At 68.5% G+C, this 19,334-nt stretch carries 19 protein-coding genes; 10 read left to right on the plus strand and 9 right to left on the minus strand.

Annotation, left to right across the window (positions count from 1 at the left end; translation table 11 throughout):
* The first annotated feature begins 3 nt into the window (after nt 1-3).
* A complete protein-coding gene (locus KV203_RS04765; protein ID WP_066468429.1) occupies nt 4-1,425 on the plus strand; it encodes an NAD(P)(+) transhydrogenase (Re/Si-specific) subunit beta in 1,422 nt (473 codons plus the stop codon).
* A 1-nt stretch (nt 1,426) separates the two neighbouring features.
* Here the strand turns inward: KV203_RS04765 and KV203_RS04770 are convergent, their stop codons facing one another.
* Entirely contained in the window at nt 1,427-2,512 is a 1,086-nt protein-coding gene (locus tag KV203_RS04770; protein ID WP_066468428.1) for a tetratricopeptide repeat protein, read from the minus strand.
* Between the two features lie 172 nt (nt 2,513-2,684).
* Between KV203_RS04770 and KV203_RS04775 the strand changes: the two genes are divergently transcribed.
* On the plus strand, nt 2,685-3,161 hold the full coding sequence (locus KV203_RS04775) for an Lrp/AsnC family transcriptional regulator (protein ID WP_066468426.1): 477 nt from the start codon (nt 2,685-2,687) through the stop codon (nt 3,159-3,161).
* A 41-nt stretch (nt 3,162-3,202) separates the two neighbouring features.
* On the opposite strand, the gene KV203_RS04780 is transcribed toward KV203_RS04775, so the two are convergent.
* Nucleotides 3,203-3,862 carry an HNH endonuclease family protein gene (locus tag KV203_RS04780; protein WP_066468759.1) on the minus strand — a complete coding sequence of 220 codons (660 nt, stop codon included), beginning with the start codon at nt 3,860-3,862 and terminating at the stop codon, nt 3,203-3,205.
* A gap of 112 nt (nt 3,863-3,974) precedes the next feature.
* Between KV203_RS04780 and KV203_RS04785 the strand changes: the two genes are divergently transcribed.
* From KV203_RS04785 to KV203_RS04795, 3 genes are read left to right on the plus strand one after another with little or no spacing between them, the layout of a single operon-like run.
* Nucleotides 3,975-6,809, plus strand: coding sequence for a DEAD/DEAH box helicase (locus KV203_RS04785; protein WP_066468424.1), 2,835 nt, complete (start codon nt 3,975-3,977; stop codon nt 6,807-6,809).
* Nucleotides 6,806-7,573 carry an SWIM zinc finger family protein gene (locus tag KV203_RS04790; protein WP_066468423.1) on the plus strand — a complete coding sequence of 256 codons (768 nt, stop codon included), beginning with the start codon at nt 6,806-6,808 and terminating at the stop codon, nt 7,571-7,573. Before KV203_RS04785 ends, KV203_RS04790 begins: the two co-directional genes overlap by 4 nt.
* A 10-nt stretch (nt 7,574-7,583) precedes the next feature.
* A complete protein-coding gene (locus KV203_RS04795; RefSeq protein WP_066468420.1) occupies nt 7,584-8,363 on the plus strand; it encodes an enoyl-CoA hydratase in 780 nt (259 codons plus the stop codon).
* A gap of 39 nt (nt 8,364-8,402) precedes the next feature.
* Here the strand turns inward: KV203_RS04795 and KV203_RS04800 are convergent, their stop codons facing one another.
* From KV203_RS04800 to KV203_RS04820, 5 genes are read right to left on the minus strand one after another with little or no spacing between them, the layout of a single operon-like run.
* Nucleotides 8,403-9,470, minus strand: a complete 1,068-nt coding sequence (locus KV203_RS04800) for a DUF7159 family protein (protein WP_066468418.1) — start codon at nt 9,468-9,470, stop codon at nt 8,403-8,405.
* Between the two features lie 39 nt (nt 9,471-9,509).
* Complete coding sequence (locus KV203_RS04805) at nt 9,510-10,061, minus strand: MarR family winged helix-turn-helix transcriptional regulator (RefSeq protein WP_373279209.1); 552 nt, start codon at nt 10,059-10,061, stop codon at nt 9,510-9,512.
* 57 nt (nt 10,062-10,118) lie between these two features.
* Complete coding sequence (locus tag KV203_RS04810; protein ID WP_066468413.1) at nt 10,119-10,544, minus strand: hypothetical protein; 426 nt, start codon at nt 10,542-10,544, stop codon at nt 10,119-10,121.
* Nucleotides 10,545-10,598: 54 nt separating this feature from the next.
* Entirely contained in the window at nt 10,599-11,756 is a 1,158-nt protein-coding gene (locus tag KV203_RS04815) for a sulfotransferase family protein (RefSeq protein WP_066468411.1), read from the minus strand.
* A complete protein-coding gene (locus tag KV203_RS04820; protein ID WP_066468410.1) occupies nt 11,753-12,922 on the minus strand; it encodes a hypothetical protein in 1,170 nt (389 codons plus the stop codon). The genes KV203_RS04815 and KV203_RS04820 overlap by 4 nt, the downstream gene beginning before the upstream one ends.
* Before the next feature lie 109 nt (nt 12,923-13,031).
* Here KV203_RS04820 and KV203_RS04825 point away from each other — a divergent pair, with 109 nt between their 5' ends.
* Complete coding sequence (locus KV203_RS04825; protein ID WP_066468408.1) at nt 13,032-14,180, plus strand: acyl-CoA dehydrogenase family protein; 1,149 nt, start codon at nt 13,032-13,034, stop codon at nt 14,178-14,180.
* Between the two features lie 16 nt (nt 14,181-14,196).
* Here KV203_RS04825 and KV203_RS04830 read toward each other — a convergent pair whose 3' ends face one another.
* Together KV203_RS04830 and KV203_RS04835 are read right to left on the minus strand one after the other, a co-directional pair.
* Nucleotides 14,197-15,408, minus strand: coding sequence for an acyl-CoA dehydrogenase family protein (locus KV203_RS04830; RefSeq protein ID WP_066468407.1), 1,212 nt, complete (start codon nt 15,406-15,408; stop codon nt 14,197-14,199).
* Nucleotides 15,409-15,600: 192 nt separating this feature from the next.
* A complete protein-coding gene (locus KV203_RS04835; protein WP_066468405.1) occupies nt 15,601-17,178 on the minus strand; it encodes an alkaline phosphatase D family protein in 1,578 nt (525 codons plus the stop codon).
* Between the two features lie 172 nt (nt 17,179-17,350).
* Between KV203_RS04835 and KV203_RS04840 the strand changes: the two genes are divergently transcribed.
* The 4 genes from KV203_RS04840 (at nt 17,351) to KV203_RS04855 (ending at nt 19,295) form a co-directional block, all read left to right on the plus strand.
* Nucleotides 17,351-17,668: a hypothetical protein gene (locus KV203_RS04840; protein WP_157079730.1), complete on the plus strand. Its 318-nt coding sequence runs from the start codon at nt 17,351-17,353 to the stop codon at nt 17,666-17,668.
* 104 nt (nt 17,669-17,772) lie between these two features.
* Complete coding sequence (locus KV203_RS04845) at nt 17,773-18,087, plus strand: hypothetical protein (protein WP_157079729.1); 315 nt, start codon at nt 17,773-17,775, stop codon at nt 18,085-18,087.
* A 16-nt stretch (nt 18,088-18,103) separates the two neighbouring features.
* The gene (locus KV203_RS04850; RefSeq protein WP_157079744.1) at nt 18,104-18,433 is read left to right on the plus strand and encodes a YnfA family protein; all 330 of its coding nucleotides are present in this window, start codon (nt 18,104-18,106) and stop codon (nt 18,431-18,433) included.
* A gap of 22 nt (nt 18,434-18,455) precedes the next feature.
* Nucleotides 18,456-19,295, plus strand: a complete 840-nt coding sequence (locus KV203_RS04855; protein WP_066468400.1) for a MerR family transcriptional regulator — start codon at nt 18,456-18,458, stop codon at nt 19,293-19,295.
* The last annotated feature ends 39 nt before the right edge of the window (nt 19,296-19,334 follow it).

Here is a 19,334-nt window from a genome sequence, read left to right on the forward strand (position 1 = left end):
CCGATGGACAACCTCGTCAGCATTCTCTACATCGTCGCGTTCGCGCTGTTCATCTACGGCCTGATGGGCCTGACCGGGCCGCGGACCGCGGTGCGGGGCAATCAGATCGCCGCAGTCGGGATGGCCCTCGCGGTGGTCGCGACCCTGATCTCGATCCGGGACACCGCCAACTGGATTCTCATCGTCGCCGGCCTGGCTGTCGGTATCGCGCTCGGCGTCCCGCCTGCGCGGTTCACCAAGATGACGGCGATGCCGCAGCTGGTCGCCGCGTTCAACGGGGTCGGTGGCGGCACCGTGGCGTTGATCGCCTGGGCCGAGTTCCTCGATACCAGCGGTTTCTCGCAGTTCCAGCACGGTGAGGAACCCACCGCGCCGATCATCGTCGGCTCGCTGTTCGCCGCGATTATCGGGTCGATCTCGTTCTGGGGCTCGTTGATCGCGTTCGGCAAGTTGCAGGAGATCCTGCCCGGCCGGCCGATCGGGCTGGGCCGGTTGCAGCAGCCGGTCAACCTGCTGCTGTTGATCGCTGCAGTGGGTGCTGCGGTGGTGATCGGGGTCCGCGCGTCCGGCGACGGTGCGTCGCAGTGGTGGATGATCGGGCTGCTGGTGGCGGCCGGCGTGCTCGGGCTGATGGTGGTGTTGCCGATCGGCGGTGCCGATATGCCGGTGGTGATCTCGCTGCTCAACGCGTTGACCGGGTTGTCGGCTGCGGCAGCCGGTTTGGCACTGAACAACACCGCGATGATCGTGGCCGGGATGATCGTCGGCGCGTCCGGCACCATCCTGACCAACCTGATGGCCAAAGCGATGAACCGATCCATTCCGGCGATCGTGGCCGGCGGATTCGGCGGTGGTACCACCGCGGCTGCCCTGGCCGCGGGTGGCGAGCAGAAGCAGGCCAAGGCGACCAGCGCGGCGGACGCGGCGATCCAGATGGCGTACGCCAACCGGGTCATCGTGGTTCCCGGCTACGGCATGGCAGTGGCGCAGGCGCAGCACGCGGTCAAGGAGATGGCGTCGCTGCTGGAGGCCAAGGGAGTCGAGGTGGAATACGCGATCCACCCCGTCGCTGGCCGGATGCCCGGGCACATGAACGTGCTGCTGGCCGAGGCCGAGGTGCCCTACGACTCGATGAAGGAGATGGACGACGTCAACGGCGAGTTCGCCCGCACCGATGTCGCATTGGTCATCGGCGCCAACGATGTGACCAATCCGGCCGCGCGCGAGGACGCCGCCAGTCCGATCTACGGCATGCCGGTTCTCAACGTCGACCAGGCCAAGTCGGTGATCGTGCTCAAGCGGTCGATGAACTCCGGCTTCGCCGGAATCGACAACCCGCTCTTCTACGCCGACCAGACCTCGATGTTGTTCGGTGACGCGAAGAAGAGCGTCGGCGGTGTGGTCGAGGAGCTGAAAGCGCTTTGAGCTATACCAGCGCTTCGTCCAGCAGCGAATCGTGCACGCGCCGGCAGGCCATCGTTCGGGGATGGTCGTAGCCGAGTTCGGCGTCGAAGATGGTCAGGGCGCGCTGTAGGTGCGATAGCGCGCCAGCGGTGTTCCCGCGCTGGATCTGTAGTACGCCCAGGTTGTGCACGGTCAAGGCGACCTCGGGATGTTCTGGGCCGAAAGAGTTTTCCTTGATCTCCAGGGCTCGGCGGTAGGTCTGCTCGGCCGCCTCGAACTGTCCGCGGCTGGCCTGCAGCGCGGCGAGATTGTTCAGGTTCACGCTTACTTCGTAGTGCTCGGGTCCGTGCAGCCGTTCGTAGCCGGCGACCGCCTCGCGGTAGAACTCTTCGGCCTCGGTGAATCGGCCTTGACCGTGCAGGACCGCCGCGAGCAGCGCGGTGTCCTGGACGAACTGTTCGGTGTCGGGTCCGCCGGTGTCCAGTCGGATGTCCCGCGCTCGGCGAAGGTAGGCCTCGGCTTCGCCGAATTGTCCACGGGCTCGGGCGATCTCACCCAGCTCTTCGCATACCCCGGCGATCCCCGGTGGGTCCTGGTCGCGAGCGAGCTCGTAGGCGTGTAATGCCCGTCGGCCGCCGGCGTCCGCCTCGCCGATTCGGCCGGCGTACCGATGGGTGACCGCCAGTCCGTGCAACAGTTCGGCGAACTTGCTGTCGTCGTCGTCGAAAGCGCTCTTGGCCACGGCGATCGCGGCCAGGTACTCGTGTTCGGACGCGTCGTACTCGCCTCGGATCCGGTGCAACCGGGCCAGGGCCGCCATGGTGTGCAGCTGTAGTTCGACGAAGGTGTCTTCGAACTCGATCTGCCGGACCACTTCGGCGGAGCCGGTGAATGCGTCGAGCGCTCCGGCGTAGTCGCCGAGTTGTTCGCGGATGGCACCGAGGGTGCCCAGCCATCGGGCCATCTCGGCCGAGCACGCACCGCCGTCCGCCCGCAGCAACTCGATCGCCTCGGCGCAGGCGGGTAGCGCGTCGCCGGGCCGTCCCGCCGCGAGCCGTCCGGCCGCCAGTTCGTGTAGGTGGGCTGCTCGCCGGAACTCGGCGGTCACAGTGACCGTCCCGCATCGTCAATCATCGGCGTCCTCGTGACTGCCCGTGGTTTGCGGCGAGTCGCTTGCCGGTACCGGGCCTAGCATGGTTCGCGGCAAGTTTATCGTGGGCGTGTCGCATTTTCGGGGAGCAACGCGCGGGTCGACGACGGCCGTTGGGGATACTGCGGGGATGAGCACCTTGGACTCCACCGACGCCCGCATGCTGCTCGCGTTGCAGGCGAACCCGCGCGCGACCGGGGTGGAACTGGCCCACCGGTTGGGCTTGTCGCGGAATACGGTGCAGGCCCGGCTGACCCGGTGGGAGGTTGCCGGAGCTTTGGGTGATGTGGGCCGCCGGGTCGACCCGCGCGCGCTGGGCTACCCGCTGTCGGCGTTCGTCGAGACGGTGGTCGACCAGCACCAACTCGACTCCGTGGTCACCCAGCTGGCCGATATCCCGGAGGTCGTCGAGGTCTGCGGGACGACCGGCGATGTCGATCTGATGATTCGGGTGGTCGCCACCGACGCCGACGACCTCTACCGGATTGCCGGTCGGATCTTGCGGATCGCCGGAGTGGAGCGGACGAACATGGCCTTGGTCATGCGTGAGCTGGTCGGCCCCCGGCTGACGCCGTTGCTGCGACGACTCGCCGGTGACGACCGATGACGGCCCCGCGTCGTGCGCGGGTGACCGCCCGGGCACATGTGTTACTCGCATCGGCGCGCGACGTCGATCAGCGTCGCCCGGTCCGCGTTGGTGATCGGCAACCCGTAGGTGCGCGCGGCGGTCAGGAACTTGCCGGCGTAGTAGCAGTGGTAGGCCGGATTCGGCGGCAGCCACTGCGCCGGGGTCGAATCACCTTTGGCCTGATTCTCCGCGCCGCCGACCGCGAGCAGGTTGGTGTCGACGTCGTTGGCGAATCGGATTCGCCGTTCGCTCGTCCACTGTGCCGCGCCCATGTCCCATGCGGCCGCCAACGGGTAGACATGGTCGATCTGCACGGCCTTCGCGTCGCTACGGCGAAACTGCCGGGTCTCCCCGGTGTACGGGTCGACCAAGGTTCCGGACTGCACCACGCAGTCGTTCGACCCGGGGCGGAAGGAGACGGCGGTGAGCTGGAGTGCGAGGACGTTGTTGCGGGTATCGCAGCCGTCCCGCCCCCGTGGCGCGTCGGTGTCGTCGGTCCAGGCCGGGCCGAACACGCAGCCGTGGCCGGATCGGCAGCTGCGGTCGTACCCGCCGGGGAACGGTCGTCGGTACACCGTCGGGATGTCGGTGAGCAGCAGCTCCAGCTGAGCCCGGGTCGGGCTGCCCGCCGCCGGGGGGACCCTGGCGGGACGCACCAGGTCGCAGGCGGTGACCGCCATCAGCAGCGACAGCACCAGCGCACCGAGGACGAGCAGCCGACCGAACACGGGTGCGATTGTGCCGCCCGGCACCGACACGAAAGTTCGCGGCGGCCGAACGTAGGGTCGACAGATGCTGCACGGGATCTGGTCACCGGGGGCGGGGCTGCTGCTGTGGCGCGCCGAACCGGCCGGTCCGCCGGCGCCGGAACCCTTCGCCGCGATCGTGGCCACCGCGCGATTCCGGCGCACCTTGACGGTCCCGGTGCCGGTCCCGCACCAGGTGCGCGCACATGCGCTGGCGCCCGAGACGGCCGCTGCGGCGCTGCGCGCGGTGCGGCCGGACGCCGTGGACGGACTGGCGGGCGACCTCCGATACCTGGTGCACGTCACCCGTGGGATCGAGCGCTGGGTGCGGGCCGGCCGGGTGGTGCCGGAGGTGTATCGGGCCGACGGTGCGTGGTGGACCCGCTGGCGGTTGGTCGGCGGGGAAAGTCAACGGGCCTGGCTGGCCGAACTCGCCGCGGCGCTGCCGCCGGTGCAGCGCGCGCAGGAGGCCGGCGCGTTGACCGACTTCGTCGCCGAGATCACCGACCCGTTGGTCCGGTCCACGATCGCCGGCGCGCCGAACTCGGCGCACCCGCTGGTTCGCGGCCTCACCACGGACGCTCCGCTTGCCTCCGGAACCCATGCCGTGGCCCGCACGCTCGACGAGTGGCGCGCCGGGCTCACCGTCGACGAGCCGGAGTTGGTGCTGCGGCTGGGCGAACCCGACCTGGGCGAACCCGACCTGGGCGAACCCGACGTAGCCACCGGCAGCGGCGACGACGCCGCGCTCTGGCGATTGGAGGTGTGTCTTCGGCCGGCGGGCGAAGCTCCGCAACCTGTTCCGATAAGGCTCGCCGATCCCGAGCGGTTGCGGTTGGCGCTTCGCAAACTCGGTGCGGCGATGGCCGCCTATCCGCGGCTGCGTGACGTACCGAGCGATCCGGCGAGCCTGGATCTGCTGCTGCCGCCCGAGGTGGTCCTCGATCTGGTCGAACACGGTGCGAAATCGTTGCAGGACAGTGGAATTCAGCTGCTGCTCCCACGCGCCTGGGAGATCGCCGAGCCGACGTTACGGCTGCGGGTACAGGCCCCGCCGGTGGTCCGGGTGGCGGACAGCGTGGTCGGGATGGCGGAGTTGGTGTCCTACGACTGGGAACTCGCGCTCGGTGACACCGTCCTGACCCCCGACGAGCTGCGCCGGCTCGCGGCGGCCCAGGGCGATCTGGTTCGGCTGCGCGGTAGCTGGGTCCGGGCCGACCATCGGGCGCTGGCCCGGGCGGCCCGCTACCTCGCCGGGCACGCCGGGCACGATGCGCCGCTGGGTGAACTGCTCGGCGAGCTGGTCGCGGGTCGGCCACCGGTTCCGATCGCCGCGATCGCGGCCACCGGCTGGGTGGCCGCGCTGCTCGACCCGGCCACCGAACCGGAGTCGGTGCCGTCTCCGCCGGGGCTGTGCGCCGAGCTGCGCCCTTACCAGCGTCGTGGTCTGGATTGGCTGGCGACGATGAGCCGGCTCGGTCTCGGCGCGGTGCTCGCCGACGACATGGGCCTGGGCAAGACGGTGCAGGTGTTGGCGCTGTTGGGGCACGAACGAGCCACCCCGACGAGCGCCGCGCCGGGCCGAGCCGCTGCGGCGACATTGCTGGTCTGCCCGATGTCGGTGGTCGGCAACTGGCAGCGAGAGGCCGCGCGGTTCCTGCCCGACCTGCGGGTGCACGTGCATCACGGGCCCGGCCGGCTCGCCGGCGACGCACTGGCCGCGGCGGTGGTGGCCGCAGATCTGGTGATCACCACTTACGCCCTCGTTGCCCGGGATGCACCGGCGTTACGTGAGCTGGAGTGGGATCGGATCGTGTTGGACGAGGCGCAACACGTGAAGAACGCCGGCACGGCGCAAGCCCGGGCCGTTCGCTCCATTCCGGCCCGGCATCGGCTCGCGCTGACCGGAACCCCGGTGGAGAACCGGCTGGAGGAGCTGCGGTCCATTCTCGACTTCGCCAATCCGAATCTGCTCGGTAGTGCGCAGTCGTTCCGGGCGCGGTTCGCCGTACCGATCGAGCGGGACCGCGACGACGACGTGGCGGCCCGATTGCGCACGGTGACCCGCCCGTTCGTCTTGCGTCGGGTGAAGACCGATCCGGCCGTGATCGCCGATCTACCGGAGAAATTCGAGATGACGGTGCGGGCGAACCTGACCGCCGAGCAGGCGGCGCTCTACCGCGCCGTGGTGGACGACATGCTCGCCAAGATCGCGGACGCCGAGGGCATCGGCCGCAAAGGTGCGGTGTTGGCGGCGTTGACTCGACTCAAACAGGTATGCAACCACCCGGCGCATTTCCTCGGTGACGGCTCCGCCTTGTTGCGTCGCGGCCGGCATCGCTCGGGCAAGCTTGCGCTGGTCGAGGACGTCCTCGAGGCGGTGCTCGCCGACGACGAGAAGGCCTTGCTGTTCACCCAGTTTCGCGAGTTCGGCGACCTCGTCGCGCCCTATCTGCGAGAGCGTTTCGGTACCCGGGTGCCGTTTCTGCACGGCGGTGTCGGCAAGTCGACCCGAGATCGGATGGTCACCGAGTTCCAGAACGACGCCGGTCCACCGCTGATGGTGCTGTCGCTCAAGGCCGGTGGTACCGGGCTCAACCTCACCGCGGCAAATCATGTCGTGCACCTGGATCGCTGGTGGAATCCCGCGGTGGAGAACCAGGCTACCGATCGGGCGTTCCGGATCGGTCAGCAACGAAATGTCCAGGTGCGCAAACTGGTCTGCGTGGGGACGGTCGAGGAACGGATCGATGCGATGCTCGCCGGTAAGCAGGAGCTCGCCGACCTGGTCGTCGGAGCGGGCGAGGGCTGGATCACCGAGCTGGGCACCGCCGAGCTGGCCGAGCTGCTCCGGCTCGGTGACGAGGCGGTGGGTGAGTGAGCAGCCCGGGGCCCCGTGACTTCAGCCGGTACGGCACCCGCCGGCCGGTCCGCGGGGGGATCGAAGCACGAAGTCGTCGTGGTGGTTTCGGCCGGAATTGGTGGAGTCGCGCGTTCGTCGAGTTGCTCGAGCAGGTAGCCGATTCGGGCCGGGCCGGCCGCGGCCGCACCTACGCCCGGCAGGGTCAGGTGGTCACCATGCAGATCGAGCCGGGGATGGTGGTGGCGGAGGTGCAGGGCAGTCAGCCGCAGCCGTTTCTGGTCGAACTGCGGGTGCGCCGGCTCGACGAGTCGGCGAGTGCAGAACTGACCGAGGCGATTCGCGCTACGCCGGGCATGCTGGCCGAGATCGTCTCCGGGGTATTGCCGGAATCGCTGGGTGAACTGCTGATGCCGACCGGCGCCGACCTCGACTTCGATTGCAGCTGCCCGGATCCCGGCTGGCCCTGCAAACACGCGGTCGCGCTCGGCTACCTCGCCGCCGAACGGCTGGACGAGGCGCCGATCGAGATGTTGACGGTGCGCGGGGTGGTGCTGGACACGCTGATCAGCGACGTCGAGACCGGCGCGACGGTCGATCCAGACGACCCGTTCGGCGACCGCAGCGTTCTGCCGGCGTTACCGTCGCCGGCGTACCGCCCGGCTCCGGACGATCTCGATCCGGTGTTGCTCCGCAAGGCGCTGCGCAGCACCGCCGAGGACGAGCGCACCGTCGCGGCCGGCCTGCGGGACCTCGCCGGGCTGTACCGCCGGTTGCGGGATTAGGGTCGTCGATATGACCGACTTCGAAACCATCATCGTCGAGCGCCGGGAACGAGTCGCGCTGGTCACCCTGAACCGGCCGAAGGCGCTCAACGCGCTGAACTTCCAGGTCTTGGCAGACCTGCAGGCCGCCTTCACCGAGTTCGATCGTGATCCAGCGGTCGGGGCGGTCGTGATCACCGGATCGGCCAAGGCGTTTGCGGCCGGTGCAGATATCAAGGAGATGGCGCCGAAGACGTATATGGACATGTTCCTCGATGACGCGTTCGCGGGATGGGATCGGATCGGATGCGCCCGCAAGCCGACGATCGCCGCGGTTGCCGGGTATGCACTCGGCGGTGGGTGCGAGCTGGCGATGCTCTGCGACATCCTGATCGCTGCCGACACCGCCAAGTTCGGCCAGCCGGAGATCGGGCTGGGGATCATTCCGGGGATCGGCGGCTCGCAGCGACTGACCCGGGCGATCGGCAAAGCCAAGGCGATGGACCTGGTGTTGACCGGCCGCACGATGGACGCGGAGGAAGCCGAACGGGCGGGCTTGGTGTCGCGGATCGTGCCGGCGGACGAGTTGCTGGACGCCGCGCTGACCGTCGCGGCAACGGTGGCCGGCATGTCCTTGCCGGTAGCGATGATCGCCAAGGAGTCGGTGAACCGGGCGTTCGAGACGACGTTGGCCGAAGGACTCCGGTTCGAACGCCGGATGTTCCACTCACTGTTCGCGACCGACGATCAGAAGGAGGGCATGGCCGCGTTCGTCGAGAAACGGCAGCCAGCGAACTTTACCCATCGGTAGTGGGTATCGGCCGACGGTGATGCGTGGTTGCCGGAACGGCTACCGATCGAACGGATCTTTCGGAATTCCGGCAACCTCCATCTGCGTAGCGCTGGTGCCGCCCTGATCCGCCGGCTGGTCGACCTGGTTCAGCAAGGTGACCCCGCCCACCGTTATGCCGAGCATTCCGGTGATCGCCAGCGCCGCCAGCACCTTGCGCCGGCTCGGCGTCGGTTTCGGTGGGCGGGCCCCCCCGCCGATGGCCCGGACGACCCGCACGACCCGCGTCGGTCGATCGCCGGCCAGCAGCACCGCCCCACGGGCCGATACGGTGGCCGGCTCCGGTGCGGTGGACACCCGGACGTGGAGCGCGGACCGCAGCGCACGTTCGATCGACGGAGTATGCACGCAGCCGCCGACCAACACCACACCGTCCGGGGTGCGCCCGTTCTCGTCGAGAATCTGCCGGATCAACGATGCCGAGTGATGCACCCCGGCCGCGACCAGATCGTCGAAATCCGCACGGGTGACGACGACCCGACCGCCCGACGCGGGGTCCTCGGCGGTCACCACTCGAACGGTGCTCAAGGCTTCCCGATAGCGGCGGCACAGCGCCGGATCGGCCGTCACCCCGGCGCGGGCCAGCCGCCAGCGCAACAGTGCGTCGTAACTGTCGCCGCCGATCACGGTGTTGCGGCGGGTTGCGATCACGGTGTCGGAGTCGCAGTCGGCCAAGGTGAGCGTCAGTCCCGAGCTGCCCAGGTCGTAGAGGATGATCGAGCCCGATGTCGGTAACTGCTCGGTGAGCCGGAGGTAACGCAGCTGCGCCTCGGCTTCGTTGACCACTCGAACGTGCTGATGCCGGCCCGGCGAGCCGACCGCCGCCTCGATCGCATCTGCTTGGGCCTCGGTGCGGTAGGTGATTGCGGTAGCGCTGATCAGCTCGCTGCGTTCGGCAGCAGCCGCCCGCATCAGGGCGACGGCGCGCAGCGCCGAATCCTCCACACCGCCGCCGGAACGGCGCGGGACCACACAACTGTCGATCGGACTCAGTTGGGGTTGGTCGGAGTGGGCAACGATCCCACGCGCACCGCTGGCGCCGGCGGACACTCCGAGCACCAAGACCATCCGTCAATAGTGCCGTCTGGTCGTCCAGAAACCAAGGTCCTACTCCGGGTCGTCCGGTTGCCAGGAGCTAGCTGAATTCTCCGAGGAGAAGTCGCCGGCATTTTGCCGAAACTCCGCCAGAATCCGAATCAGTTGGCGTAGTTGGCTATCCGATAGCCCCGGGGCAGCAAATACTCGCGCGTTGAGCTCCGCGGTGGCTGTTGCTGCGAGTGCCAAGCCAGCTTCTGTGATCTTGATCAAAGTGGCTCGACGATCCGTCGGATGCGGCACTCGCTGCGCGAGGTCGGCGGCTTCCAACCGATCGACCGCATTGGTCACGCTCGTCGGGTGCACCTGTAGCCGGGCGCTGGCCTTCGTCATCGGCAGCGCGCCGGCGCGGGTGAAACTCAGCAGGGTGAGCAATTCGTAGCGGGCGAAGGTCAAGCCGAGCGGGCGTAGTACCTCGTCGATGCGGGCCATCATGATCTGGTGGGTGCGGGTAACCGAGGTGATCGCCGCCATCCCGTCCGCCACCTCGCCCCAGCCGTGCTGGCCCCACTGTCGGTGGGCTTCCTGGATCGGGTCGCGAGAAAGCGGTCCGGCGGGTGACACGGGCATGATCATGCCATCCTCGGCGGTCTGGAGGGCAGGTCCGGGCGAATCGCTCGATCAGTCGTCGGCCGCGTCCAGCACCCCGATCGGCACCCCGAACGGAACGAATCGAACTTTCCGGGTCGGATCGGTATTGCGCTTGTTCCCGCGCAGAGCTTCGATCTCGCTCGGGTACACCTGCTCTACCCGAGCGGTGCCGACGCTGTCCAGCGTGTAGATCACCCAGACGCCGCTGCCGGCATCGTCGACCTTCTCCAGCGAGATCGGCGCCGCGGACGCCGGTTTGCGGGGCGACGCCCGATTCACCCCGAGCTGGCCGCCGACCAGGCCGTCCACCAACGATGCCAACCCGGCCGCGTCACCGGCCCGGTCGAGGAACTTGCTCACCGATTGGAGGGCGTCCCGGATGCCTTCGCCGGTTTCCCGGACGACGCGGTCGAACTCTTCCGGGTCGATGCCGAACGGTCCGTTGTCACTGCCCATACTCCCCATTGTGCCCTCGAACAGGCATGATGCAACCGGCGCGGCGGATTCGGCTCACCGTGCGAACGCTGCGTCCACCTCGTGCTCGGTCAATCCGAAGTCGGCCAAGGCGTACCGATGTGCCGGCCGCCGGTCGCCGGTTCGGCTTTCCGCGTGCAGGCGCGTCATCGCCGCTCGCGCTGCCGGAGTCAGATTCAGGCCGAACTGTCGGTAGATCTCGGCGACGGTATGCAACGGATCGGCGACGAAGTCGGTATAGGCGACGTCGACGAACCGGCCCGGATCGTGGCGCGCCCGGACGGCGGCGAACGACCGCAGCCCGCGGCTCCACAGCTCGAGTTGTGACCGGCCGATCGCGTCGCCGGAGAAGGTCTCCGACCAGCCGGCGCTGGCCTGCGCGGCGAGACTGCAGGCCGACGAGATCGCGGTCGCCGGATCTCGGTGGGTCTGCACGATCAGCGCGTCCGGATAGACCGCCAGCAAGGCATCGAGCGCGAAAAGATGGCTGGGGTTCTTCAGCACCCAGCGCTTTTCCCGATCCGGGAGCCCGATCAGTTGGAGGTTGCGGCGGTGCCGGGCGTAGGCGCCGTGCCAATCCTGCGCGGCCAACCAGGCCGAATACGACGGAACATGCGCGAGGGTTTCGTAGGAGATCGAGGTCGCCGACTGTCGCAGCAGCTGCCAGCACTCCTCGACGTCGCCGGCCGACATGAAGTGCACCCCCATGAACTCGGGATTCTGGATGTGGTGGCGGCGAATGCCCTCGTCGATCCGGGCGAACACCGGATTCGCCGTCCACTCGGCGCGCGGTGGCCGAGGTTGCGGGAACTCGGTCAGCCACATCTGCAGCCCTTGGTTGTCCGGGTCGGCGACCAGCAACCGGTGCAGCGCGGTGGTGCCGGTGCGGGGCAGTCCGGTCACGAAGATCGGGCGCACGATCGGTACCTCGGCGCTGGCCGGATATGCGGCGAATCCGGCTTCGCTGGCCAGTCGGGCGAGCAGCATACTGCGGAGGAACGCGTGGAAGACTGCGCGACCGGTCGCGGTGAGGTCGGCCTCGGTGTTCAGTGCATCGATCAGGACGCCCAGTCCCTCTCGGTACTCGTCCGGGTCGCCGAAGGCGGTCAGGCCGGTGATCCGGGCGGCCGAAGCATGCAGCGCATCGATCGGTCCGACGGTTGTCCGGGGTGGTTTCGGTGTACTGGTGTTCACAGTGTCAACATTCGATCGGCGATCCCGGCCTGCCGGGCAGCGATCCGGGCCCGGTAGTCCTGCGGGCTGATCCGGTTCCGCTCGTGGAACGGCAGCCGCGACGGCACGTCGTCGAACGCCACCAGCTCCACCTGTGGTCCGTCGGCTGCGGTCAGCTCGCGGTCCACCCGTTGCCAGCGGAACTGTAGGTACCCGTGCGGATGACCGATCGTTTCCAGCCAGTTGGTGATCCCGGGGTTGCGTTCGCTCACCACGATCCGGATCTTTCCGTCCGGATCGACCTGGGCCTGTGCGGAGTTCAGCGAGGTCTGATGATCGGTGTAGTTCAGTGAGGTGTACCAGACGCTGCCGAGCTGAAATCCCTGATACGGCACGTCGGCGGCCGGGACGGTGATGATCAGTGCCTGGTCGTCGGTCAGATCGTAGTGTCCGGCCGAGGAGAACTGGGTGGCCAGCCCACCGGGAGTATGCCGGGGCTCGGTCATCGTGTTGACCGGCAGTTTCAGATAGAACCACTCGGGGAACTGCAGCCAGGTGCGGATCCGGCTGGTCAGGCCGGCGCCCGCGCGCTCGAAGCGGCGCTGCGCCTGCTCCAGGGTGAGCGGGGCCGGTGCCGCGCCGGCGGCGTCGGTGCGATCGATCCGGACCGTGCCGCGCTGCTGGTCCCAGTCGCTGTAGACCTCGCGTACCAACAGCTGGGTCGAATCCGGTGCCAACTGGATGTAGTTACGCCGGTCGCCGGCCGGCTCGGGGCCGAACCGAAGCTCGAAACCGCCGTCCGGATCGATGTCGAACGCTCGATCGTCGAACGCGGTGACGCTCCCCGGGACCTCGGCATCGGTGTAGTTGCCGGCGAGTACCTGGAAGCTCAGGTCACAGGTGCTGCCGCGCCGGCCGGTGACGACATAGGAGTGCGCTCCGTCGATCCGCGCGCCGAAGTAGAGCGTGTCCGGGTTGTCCAAGCCCATCTTGGTGTACGGCCCGGTGCCCTGGATGAACCCGGGCCGGCTGCGGTCGGTGGCCCACGCAGCGTGCAGGGTGGCCAGGATGCCGCCGGCCAGGTATCGATAGCCCTCCAACCGTTCGGTTTCGGTACGTGCCTGCGGGGCGTTCGCGATCAGCTGCTCGGCTTCGGCGATTGCGGCGACGAGCGGGTCGGTGAGCATGCCCCAGGCTAGAACGTGTTACAGATCTGCGGCGCCGGAACGGCGCTTTACACTCGACCTAAAGATTCAAGCATGCTTGATTGTTTTCCTGTGGAACCGAGGAGCCGCGATGTATGTCGATCCGTTCGCCACCGAGGAGCGGGTGGCGCTCCGCGACCTCGTCCGAGCCTTCGTGCAGAAAGAGATCGCGCCGAACCTGGACGGGTGGGAGCGCGACCAAGCGGTGCCCCGCGACCTGCACCGCGCGGCGGCGCAGGTCGGGATTCTCGGGGTGGGCTTCGCCGAGGCGGTCGGTGGCAGTGGCGGCGACGGGATCGATACCACCGTGGTCACCGAAGAGCTGATCCAGGCCGGCGGGTCGAGCGGCCTGCAGGCTGCGCTGTTCACGCACGGAATCGCGTTGCCGCACATCGTTGCAGCCGGCGATCCCGACCTGATCGAGCGGTTCGTCCGACCCACGCTCGCCGGTACCGCGATCGGGGCTCTGGCGGTCACCGAACCGGATGGCGGATCCGATGTGGCTGCCTTACGCACGACAGCGCGACGTGACGGCGACCACTATGTCGTCGACGGCGCCAAGACGTTCATCACCTCCGGGGTCCGGGCCGACTTCGTGACCACGGCCGTGCGTACCGGGGGTCCGGGGTTCGGTGGCGTGTCGTTGCTGGTGATCGAGCAGGGCACCCCCGGATTCGACGTCTCACGAAAGCTGGAGAAGCTGGGCTGGCACTGCTCGGACACTGCGGAACTGTCGTTCGTCGACGCCCGGGTTCCGGCGGCAAATCTGGTCGGGCCGGAAAACGGCGGTTTCGTCCTGTTGATGCAGCAGTTCCAGAACGAGCGGCTGGGCCTGGCCGTCGCCGCCTACGCGACAGCCCAACGCTGCCTCGATCTCACCGTCGAATGGTGTCGCAGCCGGTCCACCTTCGGCAAGCCGTTGATCTCGCGACAAGTGGTGCGGCACAAGCTGGTCGAGATGACTCAGGCGGTCGAGGTGAGTCGCGCCTATACCCGCCAGGTGGTGGCGCGCGCCAACGCCGGCGAGATGATCGTCCCGCAGGTCTGCATCGCCAAGAAGCAGGCCACCGACGCATGCTCGTTCGTCGTCGACGAGGCGGTGCAGTTGCACGGCGGAATGGGGTATATGCGGGAGAGCGAGGTGGACCGGCACTACCGCGACGCGCGCATCCTGCCGATCGGCGGCGGAGCCACCGAGGTCATGATGGATCTGGCCGCGAAGACGCTGGGTTACGCCTGACCGGACGGTTCGGTCGTCAGCGATCTCGGTACTTGCCCAGCTCGGTGCGGGCGATCGCTCGTTTGTGCACCTCGTCCGGGCCGTCGGCCAGTCGCAACGTCCGTAGGTGTGCCCAGGCCATCGCCAGTGGGAAGTCGTCGGTGACACCGCCGCCGCCGTGCACCTGGATCGCCCGATCGACCACCTGCAACGCAATGTTCGGCGCTGCCACCTTGATCGCGGCGATCTCGGTGCGGGCTTCCTTGTTGCCGACGGTGTCCATCAGGTACGCGGCCTTCAGCGTGAGCAGGCGGATCATCTCGATCTCGATCCGGGACTCGGCGATCCAGTCCTGGATGTTCGCATTGGCTGCGATCGGGCGGCCGAAGGTGACCCGGCTGGCCGCGCGGCGACACATGAGCTCCAGGGCGCGTTCGGCCATCCCGATCGCCCGCATGCAATGGTGGATCCGGCCGGGCCCGAGTCGTGCCTGGCTGATCGCGAATCCTTCCCCCTCGCCCTTCAATACGTCCTGCGCCGGCACCCGGACGTCGACGAAGTCGATCTCGGCGTGACCTTCGCGATCGTGATAGCCGAATACCGGCAGGTTACGCATGACCGTGATCCCGGGTGCATCGATCGGCACCACCATCATCGACTGCTGGCGGTGCGGTGCGGCGTTCGGGTCGGTCTTGCCCATCACGATCAGTACCCGGCAGTGCGGGTGCAAGGCATTGGACGCGAACCACTTCCGCCCGTTGAGCAGGTAATCGTCACCGTCCCGGACCATCGACATCTCGATGTTCGTCGCGTCCGAGCTGGCGACCGCGGGCTCGGTCATCGCGAACGCCGAGCGAATGGTGCCGTCGAGCAGCGGCCGCAGATAGCGCTGCTTGTGCTCCTCGGTGCCGAACAGCGTGAACACCTCCATGTTGCCGGTGTCCGGTGCATTGCAGTTGCACGCCTCGGGCGCAATGTGGCTGCGGCCCATGATTTCCGCGAGTGGCGCGTACTCCAGGTTGGTCAGCCCGGGCCCCCAGTCCGGATGCGGGTGGAACAGATTCCACAGACCCCGGCTGCGGGCTTCGGCCTTCAGTTCCTCCAGGACCGCCGGCTGGTGGTGCGGGTCGCCGGCGGCGCGCATCTGCTCGTCGTAGACGGTCTCGGCCGGGTAGATGTGCGAATCCATGAAGGCGAGCAGGTCGTCGCGGTACTGCTGCGCGCGGTCGGACATGTCGAACAGCGACATCGGTGGCTCCAGGATCGAGGGCGGAAACGGGGACTGCGGCGCTTATTCGAGCAGCGACGCCGGGTCGGCAGTCCGGCAGCCGATGCGGTCGAGACGCCGGCCTCGCCGGTGACGATCGCGACCCTGCTGTTCACCCGCACTGTGCCGTCCTCCTCCGCGCCGATTCTTACACCGGGATGGAGGTCGGCGTGGTCAATCCCGCTCGATGCCCGGTTTGTCGTCGTCGACGACGAAGGTCGCCGCCGTCGTCACCGGCGCACCCGGGCGGCTGATGTACGGCACCACCCGCAGGTCGCTGCGCCACAGTCGGTGGTCCACGCTCACCCGAACGTAGCCGCGGCGTCCGTCGAAATACTTCAGCGCGGGGTTTGCCGCGAGCAGCGTGCGGCCGGTGTCGGTCATCTCGGCGCCGTCGCCGCCGGTGGTGATCGACGTGCCGATGAACTCGGTACCGATCACCGGTGATCCCGGGTCGGCCGGATCGCGATGCAGGTCGCCGGCGATCGTGTGGTGCCGGTCGCCGGTGAGTACCACCAGGTTCCGTACGCCGCGGGCGGCCGCGGCACCGAGCACCGCGTCGCGGTCGGCGAGGTAGCCGTCCCAGGCATCGGTCGATACCCGTAGGCCGGGCCCGGGGTCGTTGTCGAGCTGGCCCAGCGCGACCTGATTGCCGATCACCTGCCACCGCGCGGCGGAGTCGGCGAAGCCGTCGATCAGCCAGTCCCGTTGTGCTCCGCCGAGGATCGTGCGGTCGCCGGCCCGGCGTGCCGGGCAGTCGGCGGCCGGCGCGTCGCCGCAGGCCTGGGCGGTGCGATACTGCCGAGTGTCGAGCATGGTGATCTCGGCGAGGTCCCCGAACCGGTAGCGGCGGTGTAACCGCATGTCCGGTCCGTGGGGTAGCTGGGCGAGTCGGAGCGGCTGGTGCTCGTACATCGCCCGCAGGGCCGCCGCTCGGCGCCGCCGGAACAGCGGGGGAATGCGGTAGATGTCCAGACCGAGTCCGGGGGAGTTGCCGGCCCAGTTGTTGTCGATTTCGTGGTCGTCCATCGTGACGATCCACGGGAATGCCGCGTGCGCTGCGCGAAGCGGCGCCTCGGACTTGTACTGCGCGTAGCTGAGCCGGTAGTCGCGCAGGTCGTAGTCCTCGTCGGCATCCATGCCCATGGTCATCCCGACGCGTCCCCGTCGCCAGCCGGTCTCGTAGATGTAGTCGCCGAGATGGAGGACCAGGTCGAGATCCTCGGCGGCCATGTGGTTGTAGGCGGTGTAATAGCCGGCGCTCCAGGACTGGCAGGACGCGAAGGCGAACCGCAACCGATCGGTCGGGGCGCCCGCCGCCGGTGCGGTTCGGGTGCGCCCGATCGGCGAGATCGCCGCACCCGCTCGGAACCGGTAGAAGTACCAGCGATCCGGCGCCAGCCCGGTGATCTCCGGGTGGACGGTGTGCGCCAGGCTCCGATCGGCAACCGCGCTGCCCCGCCTCACGACGTCGCGAAAGCCCTCGTCGCGCGATACCTCGTAGTCGACGGTGACCGGGGCGGCGAACATGCCGCCGTGTCCGTCCGGCGCCAGCGGATCCGGCGCCAGCCGGGTCCACAGCACGACGCCGTCCGGAGTCGGGTCGCCCGACGCGACGCCCAACCCGAACGGGTCCGCGCCGCGCCATCGTGGGGCGGGGAAACGCGCAGCGCCGGTCAGGCTCGCGCCGGCCGCCACTGCTGCGGCGCTCGCCGCGCCGAGTTGGAGGAAACGGCGGCGGTTGACGGCCATGGTGCCAGCGTAGGCGGTGCCGCGTCCGCGGACCCGTACGTAACGTGTCGTCGGAAAATGAGATCTAACGTTCGGAACAGGCGCTCGTTGCGAGCGTCCAGTTCGTAGCTCACACAAGATCGAGGGTGCGCGCGGCGGGCCGGGACGTGTGAACCCCAAGAGGAGGTACCACATGAACGCAACTATCCGGCGGGCTGCCGCGGGAGCCTTCGTCGCCGGGCTGGTCGGGGTCGGCTCGGTGGTGGGCTCGGGCGCGGCCTCGGCGGTCGTGCCGCAAGGATGTACGACGACGCCGATCTCCGGCACCAGCGCTTTCTCCACCTGCGCCACGGACGGCTGGCATCGGGTGCACATCACCTGCTGGAACTGGTGGAGCGCCTCGGCGGGTGGCTGGTACGAGCGCTGGGGCAATCCGGCCTGGGGCCAGCAGCAATCCTGGTCCAGTTGCGACGTGCCGTTTACTTTGCGGTCGTGGGATATCACCTTCTGACGGATGTAACCATTCCGCGTGAGCGAGATCAAGATCATGAGTTCGGCCCGGCGGTGCCGGGCCGGGCGCAGAGGTCGGATCGGCTGAACTCACGAGGAGGCTCGATGCACACATCGATCAAGCGGTTCGCGTTCGCGACGACCGTGACCGCGTTCGTCGGATTCGGTTCGCTGGCCGGTGCCGGTGCGGCGGCGGCCGATCCGGTGCCGCTCGCCTGCACCACCACCCCCGTCTTCGGCACCGGCGCCTTCTCCACCTGCGGCACGGACGGCTGGCATCGGGTCCACGTGACCTGTTGGAATTGGTGGCCGGGCGGTGGTTGGTACGAGCGGTGGGGTAATCCGGCCTGGGGTCAGCAGCAGTCCTGGTCCAGTTGCGATATCCCGTTTACTTTGCGATCGTGGGATATCACCTTCTGATCGATCGAACAGCATGATCGTTGCGAAATCGATCCTGCTGTTCGGGTTGTCGGCGATCGCCGAGATCGGCGGCGTCTGGCTTGTCTGGCAGGGCATTCGCGAGCATCGCGGCTGGCTCTGGATCGCGGTCGGGTTGGTCGCACTGGGGTGTTACGGAGTGCTGGCGAGCGCACAGCCGGACAGCCACTTCGGCCGGGTCCTCGCGGCCTACGGCGGGGTGTTCGTGGCCGGCTCGCTGGTGTGGGGAATGGTCCTGGACGGTTTTCGGCCGGACCGCTGGGATGTCGTCGGTGCACTGCTGTGTCTGACCGGCGTTGCCGTGATCATGTACGCGCCGCGCGGTTGACCGAACAGGCACAATATGCTTCATGCCCGCTGGTTCCGATTCCGAGGTCGCCGGTGTCTATCCGGTGAGCGCGGTTGCGCGGCGGCTGGGCATACCGACCGCCACGCTCCGGAGCTGGAATCAGCGGTACCGCATCGGACCCGCGCGGGACCGGACGGGAGCCCACCGCCTCTATACCGACGCCGACGTCGCGCGGCTGGAGCACATGGTGGCGTTGATCCGCGGCGGTGCCTCGCCGGCCGGCGCGGCCGCGGCCACGCGGGATCGTCAGGTCGCTCCAGGAGATCACCGCGCGCTGGTGGCGGCAGTGTTCGCAGCGGACACGGTCGGGACGACCGATCTGCTCGCCGCGAATCTGCGTGAGCACGGCGTCGCGACGACCTGGGACGTGCTGTGTCGTCCCGCATTTGCCGAGGTGGTGGCGATTCAGGAGCGCTCCGGCGGCTGCATCGACGTGGAGCACCTGCTTTCCTGGTGCGTCAAGTCGGTGTTGCATCGCCGATATCCGCCACCGGCGGGCGTCGATCCCGGCGTGGTGCTGGCCTGCACCGCCGGCGAACGGCACACGCTGCCGCTGGAGGTGTTACGGGCTGCCTTGGCGGAGCGCGACCGGCCCGCGGTGATGCTCGGCGCGGATGTGCCCTCCTCCGCGGTGGCCGATGCGGTCGCCCGGCGGGCGGCTCCGGCCCGGGTGTTGCTCTGGTCGCAACAGAGTTCGACGGCGGCGGTCGCCGCCGTACGCGCGGCGGCGAACGCCGGTGCGGAGGTGTTCGGCGCCGGGCCCGGCTGGGTCGCGGCGGGGTTGTCGGGCGAGGTACGGGTACTGACCGATCTGGCTGCCGCCGTCGATGTGTTGAGCTGAGTCGCTCCGGCCGAACCCGGTGGGTACTCGACGCAGCCG

Source organism: Skermania piniformis, assembly GCF_019285775.1.
In the GTDB taxonomy this organism is placed as follows: domain Bacteria; phylum Actinomycetota; class Actinomycetes; order Mycobacteriales; family Mycobacteriaceae; genus Skermania; species Skermania pinensis.